The sequence below is a fragment of the Coprococcus sp. TF11-13 genome (genome assembly GCF_003481085.1).
Classification (GTDB): Bacteria; Bacillota; Clostridia; order Lachnospirales; family Lachnospiraceae; genus Coprococcus; species Coprococcus aceti.
Genome location: NZ_QUKK01000006.1, coordinates 23,040 through 45,591, shown reverse-complemented (window position 1 = coordinate 45,591; position 22,552 = coordinate 23,040). Strand labels below are relative to the sequence as shown.

Below are 22,552 nucleotides of genomic sequence, written 5' to 3'. Positions count from 1 at the left end.
TTATTCGCGTGTGAGTATGTCGTCAAGTGCGCCCCTCACTCCTATAGGATCTGTGACCAGAAGAGTGTGGAAACCAAGCTTTGCGGCGGCATCGAGATTCGCCTGCCTGTCATCAAGAAAAATGGATTCCTCAGGGACAAGGTTATATTTGTTGCAGAGATGCTCATAGATGGCGGCGTCTGGCTTGGTCACGTGGTATTCATAGGAGACCACTCTTCCGTCCGTGTAAGGCAGGAAGTGGAATCTAGGCGTGTGGAGTGCAAACAGTCTTCTTGGGTAGTTGGACAGGAGGTAGATGTTGTAACCTCTGGACTTGAGATCCTTGAGCCACATGTCGGCTCCCGGGAACATATCCACCACTTCATCGAGATTGTTCATGAACAGGTCTATGTAGCTGCTGCATTCCGGGCTGAGTTCCTTGAAACGTTTGATGAGCTCTGGCTCAGGCATATCGTCCAGGTCAAAATGATTCCACATAGGGTGGTTTATCATGTTGTGATCAAGAGTATCTATCACGTCCGCTGGTATGCCAAGCTTCTCCATGGTGCTTTTCCAGTGGAAGTCTACGAGGACCATGCCAATATCAAAGATTATATTTTTCATATGTATATTCCTTTCGTGTCGTATGCTGCCGTATAAGTGCAGATTATGTCGTCACAGAAATTTTAACTCATAATAGGACAAAAATATACTCAAATATTTGCGGAAATGCTGACAAATACCTAATATGCTTGTTTACAGTTTTCCGGTCACAGTGTTACAATGATTAAATCGGCAATGTAAGGGGAAATACAGTGTATGATATACGTATTTGTGGACTTTGAAATGAATATGATAGATTCAGAGTATAAGAAGGAAAAGAAAATATGTAAGAGCGAGATCATAGAGATCGGTGCGGTTAAACTGGATGAAGATTATAATGAGATAGATTCGTTTAAGAGTTATGTGAAGCCGGCATATGGAACCATGGCTTCGCGTATAATAAAGCTCACAGGAATAACAGATGATATGGTGGAGGATGCTCCTTCATATGCTTTTGCCATGGGGAGCTTTATAGAGTGGTGTGCTGATGCCGATGTGATATACGCATGGAGTGAGAATGACCTGAGACAGCTCCGCAAGGAGGCCAGGCTGAAGGAATACACGCACCCCGGGCTGGAAAGTATCATATCAAGGTGGAAGGATTTCCAGAAGGAATATGCCAAGCTCATAGGAACGTCAAGAAGGATATCACTGTCGGACGCTGTGTTTTATCTGGGAGAAAACTTTCAGGGGGCAGAGCATGATGCCCTGTGGGATGCCAGGAATACCGCTGAGGTGTTCAAGCTCTCAAAGGATGAGGAGAATTTTTTCAGGATCATGGCCCCGGTCATCGATGTGTACAAGCCCAAGAAGAATCTGACATATTCCCTGTCCGAGGCATTTGGAGATATACATCTGGGTGAATAGATATGTAATTGATGACTACATAGAATAATAATGTGGATTATTAGGAGGACTTCATGAACTGGAATAAGAGGGATACAGTGAGGACCGTGATTATATTGTGCGGTGTGGTGCTGTTTGCATATGTACTGTTTAATTTTGATAAGGTGTCCAGTATGTTCAGCTGGCTCATCAATATACTCATGCCATTTGTCATAGGATTTGCCATAGCATTTGTGGTGAATGTACCTATGAAGGGACTTGAAAAGGTATTGTTTAAGAATAAAGACAGCAGACTGTACAGGTTCAGGAGACCAGTGTGCCTCATACTGTCGTTCCTGTGCATAATAGCTGTTCTCACGTTTGCAATAACTATGATTATACCTGAGATGTCCAAGACTATAACTATGTTTGCAGAGAAGCTGCCATCGGCCATGGATGATATACAGAGGAAGGCGATCAAGCTGATGAAGGACCAGCCGGAGATAGTGGATAAGATAAAGAGTATCAATATTAATTGGGATGCACTTATATCAAATGTGGTTGGTATTGTGAAGAACGGCGGCAGCAGTGTATTGTCTTCCACGTTCTCCATTGCCAGCAGTGTGGTAGGCGCCGTGGTCGATGTTCTGGTGGGACTGTTCTTTGCGTGCTACATACTGGCTCAGAAGGAGACTCTGGAGAAGCAGGTAAAGGGTGTATTGTATGCGGTGTTCAGGGAAGAAAAGGCGGACCGATTCATTCAGACTTGTGTTCTTGCGGATAAGACCTTCTCCAAGTTCATCTCAGGTCAGTGCCTTGAGGCGTGCATACTTGGACTTATGTTTTTCATTACGATGACCATATTCCGTATTCCGTATGCGCTTACGGTCAGCATCATCATAGCAGTATTTGCACTGATCCCGGTCGTTGGAGCATTTGTCGGATGTTTTGCCGGAACGATTATGATCCTGGTAGAGGATCCGAAGCGTGCCATAGTGTTTCTGATCATATTTGTCGTGTTGCAGCAGATAGAGGGAAACTTCATATATCCTCATGTTGTTGGCGGTTCGGTGGGACTTCCATCTATATGGGTACTTGTGGCGGTCATGCTTGGAGGTGATATGTTGGGCATTCTGGGTATGCTCATATTTGTACCGCTTTTCTCCGTCCTGTATGCGATGTCTGAAGAATATGTGGTTAAGAGACTCAGAGACAAGGGCATATCGTGGAAGAAATATAATCTGGCATGCAACATCCCCGAGGGGCGATGGAATGGAAGGCTGGATGAGGAATGTGCGTCTGATGTCAGCAAGGTGGACGCCGGGCAGACCGGGACGAATGAGTCAAATGCACCGGGCAGTACAGCCGGAAGCGGCAATTCTGGGAAAAACAACACAAGCAGAAACAATACGGGAAGAAATAGCTCAGAAAGAAATAACATAGAAAGAAACAATACAGTCAGAAACAGTAGCAGAAATAAAAACTACAAGAAGAGAAAGAAATAACGGCTCATATATGGCATCATCTGTGTGGTGATACATATAGCCGTTCAGAAAGAAGGATATACACATGTACAGAGACATAGCGAAATTGGTTTTATACAGAGATCTTGGAGAGGACAGTATACTTATGAAGCTGTCTGGAATATTTGAGGATTTTAATCTCAAGAGGTGTGAGAATGCGGAGCTGTGTGCCCGCATATACGATCAGATCAAGAGACTTCTGGATCTTGCTACCAGTTATGGATTCGATAAGAATCTGTGGCACAACTATCTGGCATTTATACTCATCACCAATGAGAACTCATTCAGTATAACCAGTGAGAAGGTAGGAGCAAATGACGGAACCGTTAATTATTTCGCCAAGAATGATTTCAGGATATTCAAGAAGCTGTTCGACTTTGATTTCTCAGAGATAGAGAGCGCACTTGGAATAGACTGTTTCTCAACTATCAACAACTATAGGTCCATAGGCAAGAAGGAGAGAATGTACAATAAGAATGTCAGTGAGAAGGTTCAGGCTGTCAGCAATGCCATAGAGGAGGCAGAGAACGAGGACCAGATATTTGATATAGTTACATCATTCTACAAGGCTTATGGTGTGGGTATGTTCGGACTTAACAAGGCGTTCAGGATCACCCGTGAGCACGGAGATCTGGAGTTTGTACCTATAAATAACACAGAGGATGTCATGCTGGATGACCTCATCGGATATGAGATCCAGAAGAAGAAGATCGTGGACAACACTGAGGCATTTGTGGAGGGCCGCAAGGCGAACAATGCACTTCTCTTTGGTGACAGTGGAACAGGAAAGTCAACCACGATCAAGGCGATCATCAACGAGTACTATGACAGAGGACTTCGTATGATAGAGATATACAAGCATCAGTTCCAGGATCTGTCGCAGGTCATATCGCTTATCAAGAACAGAAATTACAGATTTATCATATACATGGATGATCTTTCATTTGAGGAATTTGAGATAGAGTACAAGTACCTCAAGGCTGTCATCGAGGGTGGACTTGAGATCAGACCTGACAATGTGCTCATATATGCCACATCCAACCGCCGTCATCTCATCAAGGAGACATGGAACGACAGGAATGATATGGAGAATAACAATGGTATTCACAGAAGTGATACCATTCAGGAGAAGCTGTCACTGGTCAACAGATTCGGAGTCACGATCAGCTACAGCGCACCTTCACAGAAGGAATACTTTGAGATCGTCAAGGGACTTGCTGAGAAGGAGCACATCACCATGGACGAGAAGGAGCTCTGCGCAGAGGCAAACAAGTGGGAGCTTGCACATGGCGGCATAAGCGGACGTACTGCACAGCAGTTTATCAACTACCTTAAGGGGCAGGGATTGTAAAAATAATTGCTGTTGAACTACGGTTTATATTTTGTTATTATTAAGTTAATTTTGTAGAGCAAGATACTTTGATAAGGAGTGTGGAAAGATGATAGATCTTAGCAGCAAGAAAGGTAAGACATTGGTATCCAGAATAATTGTTGTGGTTCTGTGTATCGCAATGGTTGTTACACTTTTAGTTTCAGCATTCTAATAGGAAAACAGGTCGAATTGGAGAGTAGATATGAGAGGAAAGTTTGGAGAGCACCAGACGGTGCGATCGATACTTAAGAGTCTGCCACGTACTGTCCACGACGATGTGACGAGAGCCGGAATAGGAGATGACTATGCCCGGCTCTTGTTGCGTGATGGGGGTAGCGGAGACCCCGGCGCAGCTAAAAGCGTGAATGTTGCGGCTGGTGTGTGCTGTGACAGCGGGTATATGGGACTCAGACTTGATATAGCGAGACTTTACAACAGTATAAGGATTGGCGGATATATGCCATGGGCGGCAGTAGATACCATAGTTATGCCTGATGACGATGAACGACGCATGAAGAAACTGCTCAGAAAGCTTGCGGGCATATGTGTGGAATATAGAGTAGATATTATTACGGGGCATACCGAGGTGAATAATGCTGTATCTGAGCCGGTTATAAGTGTGACTATGATGGGAAGGCATGCAGGTCAGGAATATGCAGGATATGATGATTTAGACCTGTGTGGATCAAAACGACTGGCCGGTATGGACATTGTTATGTGTGGACAGACTGGTGTTGGTGGAACCCTGAAGATCTATTATGATAATCAGAAGGAGCTTTTTGAGAGGTATTCGGAGAGCTATCTGAGACCTGTGGAGCAGCTCGAGCAGCTTATACTGCTTGGCGGCCAGGTTGACATAGCATTAGATCATGGCTGTATATATTCACACGACATATCGAGGGGCGGCGTATTTGCAGCTCTCTGGGAGATGGGAGATGCGCTGAAGTGCGGGCTTGAGGTATGTCATGACAATATACCGATACTTCAGGAGACAATAGAGATATGTGAGCACACCGGGGATAATCCGTATATGATAGATGGTTGTGGTTCTGCACTCTTCGTAGTTCCGGATGGAAAATTGCTGGCTGATAAGCTCTATGAGGCAGGATATGAGGCTTCAGTCATAGGTCATCTTACGGAAAAAAGCGATAGGGTTGTAGTGCACGACGACGAGAGGAGATTTCTTACACCGCCAAGGTTTTTATAGGAGGAGTAGTATGCTAAATATAGTATTACATGAGCCGGAGATCCCGGCCAATACAGGCAACATAGGAAGAACATGTGTGGCAGCAGGCGCAAGACTGCATCTCATAGAGCCGCTGGGCTTCCAGATAAATGAGAAACAGCTGAAGCGTGCCGGGCTTGATTACTGGGACAAGCTGGATGTGACAACATATGTGAATTTCGAGGATTTCCTTGCAAAGAATCCCGGAGCAAAGATATACATGGCGACAACCAAAGCCAGGAAGAAGTATACAGATGTGAAGTTTGAGGATGACGCATACATCATGTTCGGCAAGGAGAGCGCGGGTATACCTGAGGAGATCCTGGTTGATTATAAGGATACATCTATCAGGATTCCAATGTTCCCGGACATTCGTTCACTGAATCTGGGCAACTCTGTGGCAATAGTGCTGTATGAAGCACTCAGACAGAATGATTTCCCAGGTCTAGAGGAAGCAGGAAATCTACATCGCCTTAGTTGGGACATGTAGTGATAGAGGGGGAATATACATGGCGTATCCTACAAGTGGAAAAAAGATGCTGAACATATGCATTCTGGACATACTGAAGAAATACACGGACTGTGACCACACCATGGATCAGAAGGATATCATAGCGAAGCTCAAAGAGGACTATGATATCACCGTGGACAGAAAATCCGTAAAGGCAAATCTCAACTGTCTGGTGGATTATGGCTATGACATTGAGTACACCGAGACTGAGCGAGAAAAGAAGGATGGCACAAAGGAGATACTCACGTCGAACTGGTATTACAACCACGAGTTTGACGATGCAGAGCTTCGAATGATGATAGACAGTATCCTGTTCTCCAAGACCATACCGGCTGGTCAGGCAAGCCAGCTCATAGACAAGATAGCAGGTTTGTCAAATATATATTTTACAAACAAGATGACGCATGTGAGCAGTCTTCCGGGTCTCGAGCACACCAGCAACAAGCAGACACTGTTCAACGTGGGAATGATAGACGATGCCATATCTGAGAAGAAGCAGATATCATTTGTGTACAATAATTATGGTGAGGACAAGAAGCTTCATCCGAGGCGGGAGGAGCCGTACGTAGTCAATCCGTATCAGATGGTGGCGAATGACGGAAAGTATTACCTCATCTGCAATTACGACAAGTATGACAATCTGTCGAATTACAGAGTGGATAAGATGACACAGGTCCAGATAGTTGACAGGCCTGTGAAGAACCGCACAGAGGTAAAGGGAATGGAGCATGGACTCAACCTTCCAAAGCATATGGCTGAGCATATCTATATGTTTGCCGATGAGCCGGTGACCATAGTGATGCGTGTCAGAAAGGCTGCCATATCGGATGTGGTGGATTGGTTTGGAAGAAACTTTGATGTGGTCGATGAAAATATAGCCAGACAGTACGAAGGCTTCAGGGAGACTGAGGAAGATGTAACTTACGTGCGGCTTGTGTGCAGCCGTCAGGCGATGGCGCACTGGGCGATGCAGTATGGAACCTCGGTGGAGGTCATTTATCCCACAGAGCTCAGAGCCCAGATCGGTGAGGCTGTAAAGGAAATGAATAACAAATATAATAATTAAAGAGATGGCTGTCAGTATAATTCAAAAAACTGGCAGCTTTTTTATAAAAAAAATCGCTTTTAATGCAAGAAAACACAGATTTTGATCGGAATATATATTAGAAACACACGGGGAGGTGAATGATATAGTAACTAGGAACAATTATATATCGAAGCTGAAACGGCATAATGAGAAAGCTCTGGAGTTTGTGGTTCAGGAATATGGCGGGCAGGTGAAAGCCGCTGTGTACAAGAATCTTTCGGGCATGCCGGAGGAAATTGAAGAGTGCATGGACGATGTGTTTCTGGATGTATGGAACAATATAGACAGATTTGACGAGAGCAAAGGCTCGTTCAGAAGCTGGATAACGGCAATTGCAAGATTCAGATCCATAGATTATCTGAGAAGATACAGCAGAAGATGTTCGGAGGAAGACATAGCAGACTATGAGAACAAGCTTGCAAATGACAACCTGCTGGAGATACTCAATGAGGAGATATCGGACAGCATGGAAAAGCTGCTGAGTGGTTTGTCGGACGAAGACAGGGACATCATTCTGAGGTACTACTGGGATGACCAGTGTGTAGATGAGATAGCGGAAGATTATGGGGTATCTTCATCATCTATCTACAGCAGAATGTCCAGAGCAAGAAGTCGATTGAAACAAGTGTAAAGGCGGTGAATGATCATGAAAAACGGAAAAGACAGAAATGTATATGATGTTATGAACGATGTAAATGTGGACATTGAGACCATGGATATGTCGGATGAAGAGAAGGATGCCTGTGTGAAGAGGCTCAGGCACAAGGTGAAGGCGAGGGAAACCGGAAGAAATCATGGATGGAAGACGGTGGCAGCGGCAGTGGCGGCTGTTCTGATCCTGTCGGGAGGCGGACTGACATATGCGGCAGAGAACGGCTCGCTGGCATGGTTTTTTGATAGTCTGAGCAGGGAGACAGGAAGTGTTATTCCATCAAAATATGTGGACGAGAGCTACATAAATAACGAGTATAAGGGCAGTGTAAAGGTGATAACCGAGTCCGATGCAAAAGTAAGCTTTGATCTGAAGAAGGTAGCAGTGGATGGCGATCAGGTCAACATTGCGATGGTGATCACATACGATGACTTTGACACAGAAAAATATGAGAGCTTTGATGCTCAGATGCAGATAATAGAAGGCGGTGCGAACATCGTCAGTGAATATGCGGGCAGCACGGCTCCTGGCGATGGAATCTCGCTCACGAACAAGCAGACAATGTCTGATATTGTATACAAGTTAAAAAAGAAAAATGCATACAAGGTGGGGGATGTCATCACCATGAGATGTAACAGCATTACCCTGTTCAACAAAAATAAATCAAGTGATGGCGCGGTCACCTATGTAGCAGACGAAGTGGATGGCCCTTGGACCTTACAGTTTAAGGTTCAGGATGATATGCAGGGACATAGTGTGGATGTATCCGGCATAGATGGCATTGAAAAATGTACAATAAATACAAAGGGCATAACCATTGACATTGCTGAAAATGCGGCGGTCGATGATGACTCGCTGGAGAATATAATACTTGAGATGACAGACAATAAAGAATTGAAAGATGTAGTATATGGAATCGGCAAGACCGGTGATGGCGACAGCATACAGAGAATGGAGTTGAACTTCACTAAGCCGATAGATGTTTCACAGGTGAAAAATGTGTGGATAGATGGTAGGAAATGTAAAGTGAAATAAATAGAGCCGGGGTATTACAACAGAGACATTCTCTGGGGTAATACCCCGGCTTTAATATTCTGCGATATGTTATGAGTCCTTGATCCTGAATTTGCCATTGCTCTTCACGCCAGACGATGATATGTCTGTATCGGAGTGGTGTTCAGTGTGCTCGACATGCACAGGCTTGATAGGCACCTGCATATCCTTCTCCTTAGGAAGAGAGAAGATAAATTCGCTTCCCTCGCCCTCCTCGGATGTAAGGGTGATCTGCTCGCCGTGAGCCTTGATGATCTCCTTGGTTATTGCCAGTCCCAGTCCGGTTCCGGTCTTGTCCTTGCCACGGCTCGGATCCGTCTTGTAGAATCTCTCAAATACCTTCTTCTGGGCATCCTTTGGAATTCCCACACCCTCATCCTTGACACTTGTAAATATCTTGTTGTCCTTCTCGGTCACCTGAACTCTGATCTGACGTCCCTCAGGTGTGAACTTTATGGCGTTGTCAACCAGATTGTATATAACCTGCTGTATCTTGGTCCTGTCGGCATATACCACGGTGTTGTCCGTGAGAAAGACGCTGTCCAGGAAAATTCCCCTGTCATTACATCTCTTTTCAAATGTATTGATGGTTGGCGTGATGATATCCCTGATATCGAAGTTGGACTTGTCAAGCTGCAGGTCAAATGAATCGAAGTTGTTCAGCTCCAGAAGTCCCTGTGTCAGCTTGGTCAGTCTCTGTGCCTCATTTAACACTATGCCGAGGTACTTCTCATGCTTTTCCAGTGGAATAGTGCCGTCCAGCATGGCCTCTATGTAACCCTTGATGGATGTGAGTGGCGATCTGAAGTCATGGGATATATTTGATATAAATGACTTCCTGTACTCATTTGAACGGCTCAGCTCATCTGCCATCTCCTCCATGTATCTCGCAAGTTCGCCGAATTCGTTCTTCGCGGTCACATTTACCCTGGCATTGAAGTTACCCTGGGCGTATGACTTGGACGTCTTGATGATCTCACGTATAGGCTTGAGCAGGCTGTTTGACATGAGCATAAGCGCAATCATGGCTATCAGCATGAGAATCAGGAATGGCACAAATGTCGTTGAAAGCATCCTGCTCTTTATATCCTGCTTGAATGTCATAGGTGATGTCAGGATGATAGTTCCCATGTAATTGTTCCACGAGTAGAGAGGCTGGCCGATCACCAGAGTGTCCTCCGAGAAATAGCCGCCAAATGTATTCTCGAAGCAGAATGATGCAAACAATTCATCCGGTTCCACATAATTCTTGAGGTTGTCATTTGTGCTGCTGTGTGAATCTGAATCCTTGGAAGATCCACCGGATTCACTGCTTCCTGAAGAGCTTCCCGACCTGAAAATAATGTTGCTGCGTTCATCGGTGAGCCAGATTCCCATGTCCAGGGTATCCGCCGCATGTTGAAGCTCCTTGTATAATTCCTTGCTGTCAATGGTTCCGTTGCTGTAATCAGTCATGGCGCCGTCGGCAAGCATTGTGATCTCGTTTTTCATGGTGGATTTGCGCTCTGAGAGAACAGAATTCTGTGCTGTTGATATACTGTACACCATGAGCAGTGCAAATATGATCACAACCAGCACTACGAATCCGACCACGATCTTGTCAAATGCTGTTTTCTTCATTATGATCTCCATTCAAACTTGTAGCCTATGCCCCATACAGTGGCAATGCTCCAGTTATGATTGTTGTTCAGCTTCTCACGAAGTCTCTTGATATGTACATCCACGGTTCTAGTGTCGCCCACATACTCGTATCCCCACAGCTTGTCCAGAAGCTGCTCCCTGGTGAATACCTGATTAGGTCTGCTGGCGAGGAAGTAGAGGATCTCCAGCTCCTTTGGCGGCATCTCGAGATTGTGTCCCTCAAAGGTTACAGTGTAGTTGGAGATATTTACGACCAGCCCGTCATACTCCACAAATGTACCTACATGGTCCGCACTTGTGACATCGTAAGCTGCGCTCTGTGGCTGCTTCTGTGCACTCTCAGTCATGGCTGACCTTCTGAGAAGGGCGCCGACCCTTGCCACCAGCTCATTGGAGTCAAATGGCTTGACGATATAATCATCTGCACCGATCTTAAGCCCCAGCACCTTGTCAAATACCTCACCCTTGGCCGAGAGCATGATGATAGGTGTATTCGATGTCTTCCTTATCTCTGTGCACACCTGATAGCCGTCCATTCCCGGAAGCATGACATCCAGGAGAACCAGATCAGGTGAATATTCCTCAAATAACTGTAGAGCTTCCGTTCCGCTTGCGGCTATCTCGGTCTCATAACACTCTTTGTTGAGGTAGAGTGATATAAGCTCTGCGATGTTCTCGTCGTCGTCAACGATGAGAATATTATTTTTGCTCATATATATAAACCTCCCAGTAAATTTATAATAATATAGTTTGTAAAAAATCCGAAGGCGTACACCGACTTCATTGTTGAAGCATTATTTTAGAGTTCCACTATGGTAACTCCCGCATCGCCCTCTCCGAATTCGCCAAGTCTGAAGGATTTGACATGTGGCTGTGATTTCAGAAATTGATGTATTCCTTTTCGGAGGGCTCCGGTGCCCTTTCCGTGGATGATGGTGACTCTGTGCAGATGTGCCATAAGGGCATCATCAAGGAATCTATCCACAAGTGATGTGGCTTCGTCGACCGTCATACCGAGTACATTTATCTCAGGCTTGATATTCATCATCCTGTTCATGCTCTTGCCACCTGTGACTGTGGCCTTCTGCGGTTTCTTCTTCTCATGCTCAACCAGCAGAAGATCAGTAGGTGGAAGAGCCGCGCTGATTATACCCATCTGGACCTTCAGCTTACCCTTGGAGTCAGCCAGTGCCATGATGGTTCCCTCGGAATCCATGCTGATAACATGTACGGTATCGCCAACCTTGAAGTCGGATGCCTTGTGGTCTGACTTTACAGTTTTGCGCTTCTCCTCGTTCATCTTGCCGAGGTCGTTGATCTTCGCGCGGAGTTTCTGTCTCTCGGCCTCCATCGCCTTGGCATCGGCCTTTGCCGGGTTAGTGGTCCATTTGTTGTATTTCCTTATAGCGGCATCGGCCTCAGCCTTCGCCTCCTCTATGATCTCGGATGCCTCCTGGCGCGCCTTTGCCAGAATCTCGGCTTTCTTGTCTGAGAGCTCTGTATCCTTCATCTGTGCACGTTCCTGAAGCTGCTTTGCATCCTCCTTGAGTCTTGCAATGTCGGCTTTGTCCTGTTCAATCTCCCTCTTGCTTCTTTCGAGATCCGCGATCAGGGTCTCAAAGTCAACTGTATCGCTGTCGATATTGGCCTTGGCGCTCTCGATGATGCTATCGTCGATGCCAAGCTTCTTCGCTATGGCGAAAGCATTTGACTTTCCCGGAATACCAATCATAAGCTTGTAAGTTGGCTGGAGTGTTGCCACGTCAAATTCGCAGCTTGCATTTTCGACACCCGGTGTGCTCATGGCAAATGTCTTGAGCTCACTGTAGTGTGTGGTTGCCATACATCTGACACCCATGTCGTTCAGATGTGACAGGATGGCGATGGCAAGTGCTGCACCCTCTATAGGGTCCGTACCGCCGCCCAGCTCGTCGAAGAGAACCAGACTGCCGGGGGTGACATGATCCAGTATGTACACGATGTTGCTCATGTGGGATGAGAATGTGGACAGATTCTGCTCTATACTCTGCTCATCTCCGATATCGGCAAATACGTCGTCAAATACATTCAGTCTTGAACCATCAAGTGCCGGAATATGAAGTCCGGACTGTCCCATGAGTGAGAAGAGTCCCAGAGTCTTAAGTGATACCGTCTTACCACCGGTGTTAGGACCGGTCACGATGAGGAGGTTGTAGTCCTCACCCAGTTTGATGTCCACAGGTACGACGGTGTGCTTCTCCAGCAGCGGATGTCTTCCCTGCTTTATGTCAACGATTCCATCGGTATTGAATATCGGCTCGGTTCCCTTGTAGCTTCTTGCAAATGATGCCCTTGCGAATATAAAGTCCAGTTCTGCCAGAGTGTCGAAGTCGTATTTGATATATTCTATCTCAGCCGCTGTCTGGGTGGAGAGTGATTCAAGTATCTTCTCAATCTCGGCAAGCTCCTGATTGTCCAGCTCCTTCAGCTCGTTGTTCAGGTTCACGATGGCCATAGGTTCGATGAACACTGTGGCACCGGTCGACGACTGGTCGTGTATCATACCAGGGAAATGGTTCTTGTACTCGGCTTTGACCGGAATACAGTATCTGCCGTTTCTCATGGTTACAAGATTGTCTTGGAACATGGTCTGTTTGCTGGTGTCGCTGACAAGCTTTGCAAGCTGGTTGTGCAGCTTTTCATTTGTCAGTCGTTTGTTCCTTCGCACGGCCTTGAGTCCTGATGAAGCGTCATCGGCAAATTCATTCTCGGAAATAATGCATCTGTGGATCTCTCTGGACAGATGCTCCAGTGGCATGAGCTCCAGAAATCTCGTGCGCAGGCTGTCAGGACATGTGGTGCCATCCGGGTTCATGCTCAGACCAAGCATCTTGTTGGAGATTTTCTCCTCCTCAATCTGCTCCTTGCTGCGTCTTCTCGTATCTGTCATGCTTGTGCCCTCGTTCTCACCGTATCTCTTGGCTGTGGCAGCCAGGTCCAGCATGCTTGCCACATCAAGCAGTTCTGCGGTTGTGAGGATTCCCTCAACCTCAAGTCTCTTTAGAGATGCCCCGATATCTTTAAGTCCTGCAAATGACAGGTTGCCCTGAGTGTTCAGACGCCTTAAGGCATCCCTTGTCTCCTGCTGAAGAGTCTCGATCATGGCGAGATCCTTGCGGGGCTTTATGCGCTGACACTTCCTCTTCGCCATGGGTGATGAGGCAAATGTTGTCAGCATCTCAACTATTTTGTTGTATTCTATAACTCTTAATGTTCTCAGATTCATTTTCGGTGTTCCTTATTATTTAACTTTTTATTTTATAGTGCTTATGTAAATTCGTTTATATAAATATGTTCATACAAATGCAGATTTGTAAAATTCATATGCACGGGCATGAATCTTGTGATCATATGATGAATAGGATCAGTGTTTAACTCGATAAGTGCATGAAAAGCATAATTAAATATATATAAAGACTCTAATTATAAACATACATAATTGATTATACCCCTTATAATTATAGAGCGTCAACATATTGCAGGTGTAGAAATAGGCACATTTTCCCTGATTAATTCAGCGGCTGTGGTTGCGGGAGGAACACAAAGCTGATATTATAAAATACAGTTTGATCTGGGGGGAAAAATAAAGCGATATATGACTTAAGACAAATAGAGTTACGTATTACAAAAAGAAGAGGAGAAGACAGGTTATGAAAGAGTTATTGCAGTTTTTATTGGGAATCGTATTGATGATCGCGGGCAGTGTGATGTTCCTGAAGAATGTCGTCGTGTCCGACTGGGGACTTTTAAGTTCACTGTTTCGTATAGGTGGTGGTGTGAATATTGGAGGAATCTTTATTGTCCTGCTGGTCATCGCATTTATCGCACTTCTGGTTAAGCCGAACATGGGAACAGGACTTGTGTTCACAGGACTTTGTATAGCATTCTTTGTATGCATCATAATCTCACTGAATGTTTCACTGAGATATATGTCAGGACTTGAGCTCACACTGATCCTTGGAACACTTTGCGTGGGAATAGCATTTGTCATCAAGGGGCTGTTTGGAGTGAGAAAGCTTGACAGGGAAGAATCACGGAAGAATGGGAAGGCTGCTTCAGATAAGCTTCATGAGTATGATAAGATGTGATGTGGGGGAATATAGTAATATAGGCGGTTGTGGAAATGTTCAGTAAATACTGGATTTTCACAACCGCCTATTGTATTCTTATATATGATTAAAATGTAAATAACATATTAATAATTAAGCATAGAAAGAGGAAAGAAAAATGGTATTTATAACAGATTTCAATGAAGGCGACATGATATCAAATGTCTATCTCTGCAAGAACAAGCAGACAGGAACTACAAAATCAGGAAAGACATATTACAACCTGGAGCTTGTGGATAAGACAGGAAGTATAGCCGGAAAGGTCTGGGAGCTGAGCAATGCGATAGGACACTTTGAGTCAAAGAACTTTATCAAGGTGGATGGTCAGGTCACATCATTTAACAATGAGCTTCAGCTCAATATCAAGAAGATTCGTATTGCAGATGAGGGAGAATACTCAGAGGCTGATTATATGCCGTGTACCAAGAAAGATATAGAGCAGATGTACAAGGATCTTATGGCTCTCGTGGAATCACTCGACAAGGATTATTACAAGGTGCTTCTGAAGAAATTCTTCGCCGAGGATCCTGCATTTGTCAAGGAATTCAAGAATCATTCAGCGGCAAAATCTATACACCATGGATACATAGGAGGCCTCTTGGAGCACTCGCTGGCAGTTGCCAAGATGTGCGACTACTACACTACATATTATCCGGTGCTCAACAGAGATCTGCTGATCACAGCGGCACTTCTCCACGACATTGGCAAGGTCTACGAGATCTCCAAGTTCCCTGAGAACGACTACACAGACGCAGGTCAGCTTCTGGGACACATAGTCATGGGAACGATGATGATCCGCGATAAGATCAATACCATAGACAATTTCCCTGCAAAGGCGGCAAATGAGCTGGAGCACTGCATACTGGCTCACCACGGGGAGCTTGAGTACGGCTCACCAAAGAAGCCGGCACTCATCGAGGCTCTGGCACTGTCCATGGCGGACAACACAGACGCCAAGATCCAGACATTTATCCAGGAGCTGGATGCGGCAAAGGACAACAATGGCTGGCTGGGCTTCAACAGAGCTCTCCAGTCCAACATCCGAAAGACGTCAGATAATTAATAACGGCAATAGGAAGAGAGATAGTATATGTCAGATATTAGGAACAATAGACGAGTAAATGGTATGCAGAGAAAAAATACCATGGAGGCAGTGAATAATGCCAGTTCAGTTGTTAGAACATCCGGAACGGATGCGGCAAATACTGGTGAAGTCACGCTCGTCAAGAATGAGGATTACCAGGTGCTCATCGAGGACATGGGTAATGACGGAGAGGGCATTGGACACGTTCAGGGCATGACTGTATTTGTCAAGGATGCCGTGGTGGGCGATCTGGCGGAGGTGAAGATCGTCAAGGTGAAGAAGAACATAGCCTACGGAAGATTGATGAAGCTCATCACACCATCGCCATACCGCGTGGAGCCGGTGTGCGACAAGGCGAAACGATGCGGCGGATGCACCATGCAGCAGGTTTCCTATGAGCAGCAGCTCGAATACAAGTGGAACAAGGTGAAGAACTGTCTGCAGAGGATCGGCAAGATGGAGAACGTGGAAGCCATCATGGAAAAGCCAGCCTACGGCATGAACAATCCATTCCACTACAGGAATAAGGCCCAATTCCCTGTCGGCAGAGACAAGAACGGCAATGTTGTCATCGGATTCTACGCAGGAAGAAGCCACGACATCATAGACACAGAGAGCTGTGCCATCGGTGCACCTGTGAATGACCAAATAGTTGCTATCGTCAGAAGCTTCATTGAGGACAATCACATATCGACCTACGACGAGGAGACTGGAAGAGGTCTGGTCAGACATATCCTTATCAGAGTTGGATTTACCACCAAGGAGATCATGGTGTGTCTGGTGACAAATGGCAACAAGCTTCCGCACAGTGAGATTTTGATAGATGAACTGGTTAAGATAGACGGCATGACATCCATTTGCCTGAATGTCAACATGGAGAATACGAACCGTATACTCGGTGATAAGTGCATAACCCTCTGGGGACAGTCATACATCACGGACTATATCGGTGACATCAAATATCAGATATCCCCATTGTCCTTCTATCAGGTAAATCCTGTCCAGACAAATGTCCTGTACAACAAGGCTTTGGAGTATGCGGACCTGTCCGGTGATGAGACCGTGTGGGACATGTACTGCGGAATAGGAACCATATCCTTGTTCCTCGCACAGAAGGCAAAGAAGGTATACGGAGTGGAGATCGTTCCACAGGCTATAGATGATGCAAGACACAACGCCGAGATCAACGGGATCACAAATGCCGAGTTCTTTGTCGGTAAGGCAGAGGAAGTCGTTCCCGACATATACAAGAAGGGCGGCGACGGCTCCCACGCGGACGTCGTGGTCGTGGACCCACCGCGAAAGGGCTGTGATCAGGTTCTTCTGGATACTCTGGTTCATATGGCGCCGGAACGTATCGTCTACGTGAGCTGCGACCCGGCAACCCTGGCGAGAGATGTGAAGATACTTCAGGAGAAGGGGTATGAGGCGAAGAAGGTGGCGGTCGTGGATCAGTTTTGTCATAGTGGGCACGTTGAGTGCGTGGTTCTGTTGACTAAAGTACATAATTGATAGTGTGAAAAAAGCTTGAAATAAGGGCTTTTCCGAGTTTTCAGCATTGTAATTTCAAGACAGTAAATGCCAGCAGAAATCATGGCGATTTTATGGTTGTATAGACAGAAGCGTTGATTTAAGGTTGAATAGATTAAAACATTGAAGTTATGAGATTTAAAATGTATTCATGATAAATATCTACTAATTCATTTAAGTATATAAAATATTGAGCTGTGCAGTTATGTATGTGGAGGATGCAATGACGAAGTAATACCAATGATGTAACATATAGGGGAATTTTTGAACAAACTGGGTTCGAGAGTAGGGGGTGAAACTCTGGCTCTCGAATTTTTTCTTTTATACCATAACATATTCATGGTCGGTAACCCTCGTGGTTAAGTTGACAGGATTGGAGATAGTATAGGTTGTGTAGGTAGAGTTGGTGATAACTGATAAAATTAAATATAGTTTCAAACCTAAAATCGGCGTTAATACAATTCGGAAATGGGCGTCAAATACTTGACGCCATAAAAGGGATATGATATAATATAAAAGAACAATCTTTGTGTATTTGCGGAGGAGATTCTATGAGTGATTTAAGCAATTTTAAACTATGGCTTACCGAGAATAAGACCTATTCAAACAAAGTGATTAGCAACACTGTTTCAAGATTTAGAAGGGCAGATGGTATGTTGACTTGGTTTAATGACACTATGTATCAATATCAACTGGAACAAGTTGATGAATATCAAGCTTTGTCAACAACAGTTCGCTCGCAGATAAAAAAAGCAGTAAAGCTATATTTCGAGTTTGCTAATGCACAAGAAATACAAGTTCGCAGCGAAAGGAAAAACAATATGAAAGTATTATCCTTGTTTTCCAACATCGGAGTTGCTGAGGCTTATTTGAAAGAAATAGGGTTTGATGTTGTTGTGGCTAACGAATTAATTGAGAGAAGAGCAATTCTCTATTCGAAGATTTACCCAGATACGCATATGATATGTGGAGATATTACAAATAAGAAAATATTTAAAAAAATTGTAAAAGAATCTATTGATGCAGGTGTCAATATTATAATGGCTACACCACCTTGCCAAGGTATGAGTACCGTTGGTCAACAATTGGCAGATGATGAAAGAAATAGACTGGTGTGTCAGGTTGTTGAGGCTGTCAAGGAAGTTAGACCTAAGTATGTAATGATTGAAAATGTTCCAGCCTTCTTTAATACTGAAATATGGGCTGGGGACAGAAATATCTTAATTCCTGACCTTTTAAATGAAGAACTTGGTAAAGACTATATTATACACAAGGCAGTAATTGACACAAAAGACTATTCGGTACCACAAACTAGAGAGCGAGCTATCGTTTTGATGACAAGAAAAGACCAAGAATTAGAGTGGTTAGTTCCCTTGAAAGACGATGCTGTGATTACTATGAGAGATGCAATTGGTAATTTGCCAAAATTGGATCCGTTTATTACCGATGTTGACGAAAAGGAGTTGCTTGAGATTGTTCCTCACTATTATGAACGTGCAAAACAGGCTGAAAAAATCTCAAAATGGCACATTCCACCACATCATATTAAACGTCAAGTTATTGTGATGCAACATACACCAACCGGGCAAACTGCTTTTGATAATGAGGTTTATTATCCAATAAAAGCTGATGGAAAGCCTGTCAAAGGATTTAGAAATACTTACAAGCGTCAAAATTGGGATACTCCCGCTTATACAGTTACGATGGATAATCGGAAAATTTCATCGCAAAATAATGTGCATCCTGGAGTTAAGGAATATATTGATGAAAATGGTGATGATATTTATTCGGATGCAAGGGCTTTAACCTTGTATGAGCTTATGAAAATTATGAGTATTCCAGACAACTGGCCTGTACCGGATGATACATCAGAGGCTTTTTTAAGAAGAATAATCGGTGAGGGAATTCCACCATTATTTGTTAAAAAAGTTTTTGAAAACTTGAAAGAGGAGCATTAAAAATGTCGAATTTGAGAGGCTTGTCTTTGTTTGCAAATGTAGGAATAGCAGAGGCATATATGAAAGATATTGGTGTAGACATCATACTCGCTAATGAAATCGATAAAGATAGAGCACATTTTTATCAAGATGTTTACAAAGATACACATATGGTTTGTGGAGACATAACAGATGATGAGGTCAGAGAAGGTATTGTGAATGAGGCAATACAAAAAAATGTTGATTTTGTAATAGCGACACCGCCGTGTCAAGGTATGAGTGAGGCAGGTCTTCGTTTGGAATTGGATCCGCGAAATCAATTGATATCTTACGCTATTGATGTGATTAAAAGAATCAAACCTAAATTTGTATTTATGGAAAATGTACCAAAACAATTAACCACAAAGATAAAATGTGAAAATGAAATTGTTTTAATCCCAGAGTACATAAAAAGAGAACTTGGAGAAAACTATAAATTCAATAAAGAAACTTTGGTAATGGCGAAGGATTATGGTGTGCCACAACTAAGAGAACGTAATATATTTCTATTGGTTAGAAAAGATATTCAGGGAGTAACTTGGGAATTTCCTGAAAAGCAGAAGGAAATAACACTAAGAGAAGCGATAGGATGTTTGCCATCCTTAGATCCGTATCTGAGAGAAGGGATTAAGAAAACTTTGGAAAAATTCCCTGACTTTGAAAAGAAAAAGGCGGCAGGGCTAGCAGTTTCAAAATGGCATTATCCTCCCACACATTCATGGAAACAGGTTGAATGGATGATGCATACTCCGAGTGGTAAATCAGCAATATATAACGAAATTTATTATCCACAAAAAGCTGATGGAACACCCGTTAAGGCACATCATAATCATTACAGAAGATTGAAGTGGGATATGCCGTGCAGAACAATTACACAAAATAATGGAGTAATTTCGTCATTAGCCTGCGTTCATCCAGGAAATGCTTATCAATCTGATACAGGAGAAATTTTATATTCAGATCCGAGGGTGTTGTCCATTTATGAATTATTGATAGTGATGTCCCTACCTCTTGATTGGCCTATTCCTGAATGGGCAAGTGATACGCTTATTAGGAAAGTGTTCGGAGAAGGTATTCCTTCGAAATTAGTAAGAGCAATAATGCTGGCTTTATTAGCGCAACTAAAGTAAAGGAGTAGAGTTACTATGGGAAAAATAGTTATGCCAAAGAACAGTGCACTATTAAATGAGATAGAATCTGTTCTAAAGATATATTACGAAGCAAATGATTGGATTCCAAATGATTTGTATAAAACAAGATTGAAAGCTTTGATAGGAGATGATCAGTACTCTTCGTCATATACAAAAAAAGCACAAATTACATCATATTTTGGATTTACTGTATGGCAAGATATTCGTAATCCTCAGTCATTTAGAAGAATTACACCTTCGGGAAAGCAAATGTATGAAGCTTTGCAAAAAAACGATACAGAAAAGGTGCAAGAAGTGTTGTTGGAAGCTTTAGAACAGGTGAAGTTTGGTAGAGATAATTATGGCTGCCCAGATAGCAACACAGATATCGAACCGCCTACTTTATTCATAAGAGCAATTCTTGATTTAGGTTATTTGACCTATAGGGAATTTGCATGGTTGTTATGGAAACTGGAAGACCTTGGAGCAAATTATACAGATTCTCTTCAGGAACTTCGCAAATTGCGTAGCCAGGGTCCAATTCAGTTAGGCGATGAAGCGAATAAATATGCAGATTGTAAACCAATTATGATACTTGTTAGATGGGGCTTTTTAGCTGAAGATGAGTCTGCAAATGCAAGTAATGGTAAACATATTGTAATTGCAGATGAGGTGCTAAAGAAGTATCAGCCAAGACTCAGAAATCTAAAGATTTATAATATTGATAAAGATATTATTGATGCTTCATCGTTTGATTTTGAAAATGATAATAATGAAGATGACAATGAAAAGAAATTTCGTGCATGGATGGCTAAGCAGGTAACCGTAAACGGAACTCCTTGTACTGCCAGTATGATAAGCAATAACTGTAGTGCATTGAAGAAAGTTTGCTCTTTGATGGAAATTGCTGAGTATCCAGATTTAGAAAGTATTTTTGAAATCGTAGACATGGATGTTTTTGTTGAAGTAAAGAATATCATTCAAAGTCATCCCGATTATGAAGAAGTGAATAAGGCTTGTAACAACAGATTTTTAAGCACCGGCTTAAAGTGGTACGAGAAATTCCTTAACGAAATGTTGCAGGATATTTCTGGTGGAGAATCTGGGGAGCAGAGTGAAAAGGAAGAAATTGATTTAGAAGCAATAAGATTGTCCTCTGGAGAAAATGTCCTTCTTTACGGTGTTCCTGGTTCTGGCAAGAGCTGGACTATCGAACATGAATACTGTAAGCCGGAAAGTGTTGTGGAAAGACTTGTATTCCACCCGGACTATACTTATTCAGATTTTATTGGTCAGATTCTTCCTGCAGTTGCAGAAGACGGGCAGGTAAGTTATAAGTTTACACCAGGTCCTTTTACAAATATTCTTCGAGAGGCTTATAACAATCCTGGCAAGGAGTACATCCTTATTATCGAGGAGATTAACCGTGGTAATGCTCCGGCTATCTTTGGTGAGGTATTCCAGCTACTTGACCGTAAGGTAGAAATTCGTGATATTGATGATGACGGATATCCAATTGGTACAAGTGAGTATGGCATTACAAATATGAATATTGCTGAAGAAATGTATGGCAAAGATAGAAAGACAGAAAAGGTTCGTATTCCGTCAAACCTTTCTATCATTGGCACGATGAATACATCTGACCAGAATGTATTTACATTGGATACAGCTTTTCAGCGTAGATGGGATATGCGTCTTATTGAGAATAATTTTGCTAATGTTGATCCGACACTTGCAGATGCAGAAATTCTTGATACTACGGTTACGTGGAGAAACTTCTGTGTAGAAATCAATAAGATTGTTGTTGGCAACAGTGCTAGAATGACATCTGCAGAAGATAAGAGACTTGGAGCATACTTTGTTCATCTTCGTGACCTTAAGTTTAATGATGCGATGGGTGATTTAAAAGTATACGATGCACTTCGCAAAAAGGAAAGCAAAGGTACTCTTACAGATGATGAGAAAACACAGATTGCTATTATCCGTGATGCTATAAGACAGAATAGAAAGTTCCCTGAAAAGGTAATCAAGTATCTGTGGGATGATGCATTTAAGTTTAACCGTGAAGTGATCTTTGAGGTTACAGAATACCAGAGTCTTGAGCAGGTAATCCGTGCATTTATGTATGCCCAGGGATTAGATAGATTTAAGGTTTTCAAAGACAATGTGAAGGATGCCTTTACAGGAGAAGACGAAGAGTAAGGCGGTGATGA

The 22,552-nt window shown here is 43.5% G+C and carries 18 protein-coding genes; 14 read left to right on the top strand and 4 right to left on the bottom strand.

The genetic code is table 11. From position 1 onward, the window contains the following. A complete protein-coding gene (locus DXD11_RS10475) occupies window positions 1-603 on the bottom strand; it encodes an HAD family hydrolase (RefSeq protein WP_117550224.1) in 603 nt (200 codons plus the stop codon). Between the two features lie 195 nt (window positions 604-798). Here DXD11_RS10475 and DXD11_RS10470 point away from each other — a divergent pair, with 195 nt between their 5' ends. The 8 genes from DXD11_RS10470 to DXD11_RS10435 all read left to right on the top strand — a co-directional run bounded on the left by DXD11_RS10470 (window position 799) and on the right by DXD11_RS10435 (window position 8,812). Next, window positions 799-1,449 (top strand): 3'-5' exonuclease, encoded by a 651-nt coding sequence (locus DXD11_RS10470; RefSeq protein WP_022216962.1) that lies wholly within the window; start codon window positions 799-801, stop codon window positions 1,447-1,449. A 53-nt stretch (window positions 1,450-1,502) separates the two neighbouring features. Further along, window positions 1,503-2,912 (top strand): AI-2E family transporter, encoded by a 1,410-nt coding sequence (locus DXD11_RS10465; RefSeq protein ID WP_118016929.1) that lies wholly within the window; start codon window positions 1,503-1,505, stop codon window positions 2,910-2,912. 64 nt (window positions 2,913-2,976) lie between these two features. Beyond that, complete coding sequence (locus tag DXD11_RS10460; protein ID WP_118758363.1) at window positions 2,977-4,281, top strand: ATP-binding protein; 1,305 nt, start codon at window positions 2,977-2,979, stop codon at window positions 4,279-4,281. 223 nt (window positions 4,282-4,504) lie between these two features. After that, on the top strand, window positions 4,505-5,509 hold the full coding sequence (locus DXD11_RS10455) for an AIR synthase family protein (protein WP_118758362.1): 1,005 nt from the start codon (window positions 4,505-4,507) through the stop codon (window positions 5,507-5,509). A gap of 10 nt (window positions 5,510-5,519) precedes the next feature. Further along, on the top strand, window positions 5,520-6,017 hold the full coding sequence (trmL, locus tag DXD11_RS10450) for a tRNA (uridine(34)/cytosine(34)/5-carboxymethylaminomethyluridine(34)-2'-O)-methyltransferase TrmL (protein WP_022216959.1): 498 nt from the start codon (window positions 5,520-5,522) through the stop codon (window positions 6,015-6,017). Between the two features lie 19 nt (window positions 6,018-6,036). Then, complete coding sequence (locus tag DXD11_RS10445; protein ID WP_118758361.1) at window positions 6,037-7,104, top strand: WYL domain-containing protein; 1,068 nt, start codon at window positions 6,037-6,039, stop codon at window positions 7,102-7,104. Window positions 7,105-7,219: 115 nt separating this feature from the next. After that, window positions 7,220-7,756, top strand: coding sequence for a sigma-70 family RNA polymerase sigma factor (locus tag DXD11_RS10440; RefSeq protein WP_055224066.1), 537 nt, complete (start codon window positions 7,220-7,222; stop codon window positions 7,754-7,756). A 15-nt stretch (window positions 7,757-7,771) separates the two neighbouring features. Continuing rightward, window positions 7,772-8,812, top strand: coding sequence for a hypothetical protein (locus tag DXD11_RS10435; protein WP_118758360.1), 1,041 nt, complete (start codon window positions 7,772-7,774; stop codon window positions 8,810-8,812). A gap of 69 nt (window positions 8,813-8,881) precedes the next feature. On the opposite strand, the gene DXD11_RS10430 is transcribed toward DXD11_RS10435, so the two are convergent. From DXD11_RS10430 to DXD11_RS10420, 3 genes are all read right to left on the bottom strand, one after another. Beyond that, complete coding sequence (locus DXD11_RS10430) at window positions 8,882-10,450, bottom strand: sensor histidine kinase (protein ID WP_243003517.1); 1,569 nt, start codon at window positions 10,448-10,450, stop codon at window positions 8,882-8,884. Further along, the gene (locus DXD11_RS10425) at window positions 10,450-11,184 is read right to left on the bottom strand and encodes a response regulator transcription factor (protein ID WP_015534659.1); all 735 of its coding nucleotides are present in this window, start codon (window positions 11,182-11,184) and stop codon (window positions 10,450-10,452) included. Before DXD11_RS10425 ends, DXD11_RS10430 begins: the two co-directional genes overlap by 1 nt. 86 nt (window positions 11,185-11,270) lie before the next feature. Continuing rightward, window positions 11,271-13,736, bottom strand: coding sequence for an endonuclease MutS2 (locus DXD11_RS10420; protein ID WP_118758359.1), 2,466 nt, complete (start codon window positions 13,734-13,736; stop codon window positions 11,271-11,273). 424 nt (window positions 13,737-14,160) lie between these two features. Here DXD11_RS10420 and DXD11_RS10415 point away from each other — a divergent pair, with 424 nt between their 5' ends. The 6 genes from DXD11_RS10415 (at window position 14,161) to DXD11_RS10390 (ending at window position 22,541) form a co-directional block, all read left to right on the top strand. Next, window positions 14,161-14,598, top strand: a complete 438-nt coding sequence (locus DXD11_RS10415) for a hypothetical protein (RefSeq protein ID WP_118758358.1) — start codon at window positions 14,161-14,163, stop codon at window positions 14,596-14,598. Window positions 14,599-14,737: 139 nt separating this feature from the next. Then, window positions 14,738-15,682: a 3'-5' exoribonuclease YhaM family protein gene (locus DXD11_RS10410; protein WP_022216953.1), complete on the top strand. Its 945-nt coding sequence runs from the start codon at window positions 14,738-14,740 to the stop codon at window positions 15,680-15,682. 27 nt (window positions 15,683-15,709) lie between these two features. Next, window positions 15,710-17,215, top strand: a complete 1,506-nt coding sequence (gene rlmD / locus DXD11_RS10405; RefSeq protein WP_118758357.1) for a 23S rRNA (uracil(1939)-C(5))-methyltransferase RlmD — start codon at window positions 15,710-15,712, stop codon at window positions 17,213-17,215. A gap of 569 nt (window positions 17,216-17,784) precedes the next feature. Continuing rightward, on the top strand, window positions 17,785-19,191 hold the full coding sequence (locus tag DXD11_RS10400) for a DNA cytosine methyltransferase (RefSeq protein WP_118237465.1): 1,407 nt from the start codon (window positions 17,785-17,787) through the stop codon (window positions 19,189-19,191). Window positions 19,192-19,193: 2 nt separating this feature from the next. Further along, complete coding sequence (locus DXD11_RS10395) at window positions 19,194-20,339, top strand: DNA cytosine methyltransferase (RefSeq protein ID WP_118758356.1); 1,146 nt, start codon at window positions 19,194-19,196, stop codon at window positions 20,337-20,339. A gap of 15 nt (window positions 20,340-20,354) precedes the next feature. Then, window positions 20,355-22,541, top strand: a complete 2,187-nt coding sequence (locus DXD11_RS10390; protein WP_243105854.1) for an McrB family protein — start codon at window positions 20,355-20,357, stop codon at window positions 22,539-22,541. The last annotated feature ends 11 nt before the right edge of the window (window positions 22,542-22,552 follow it).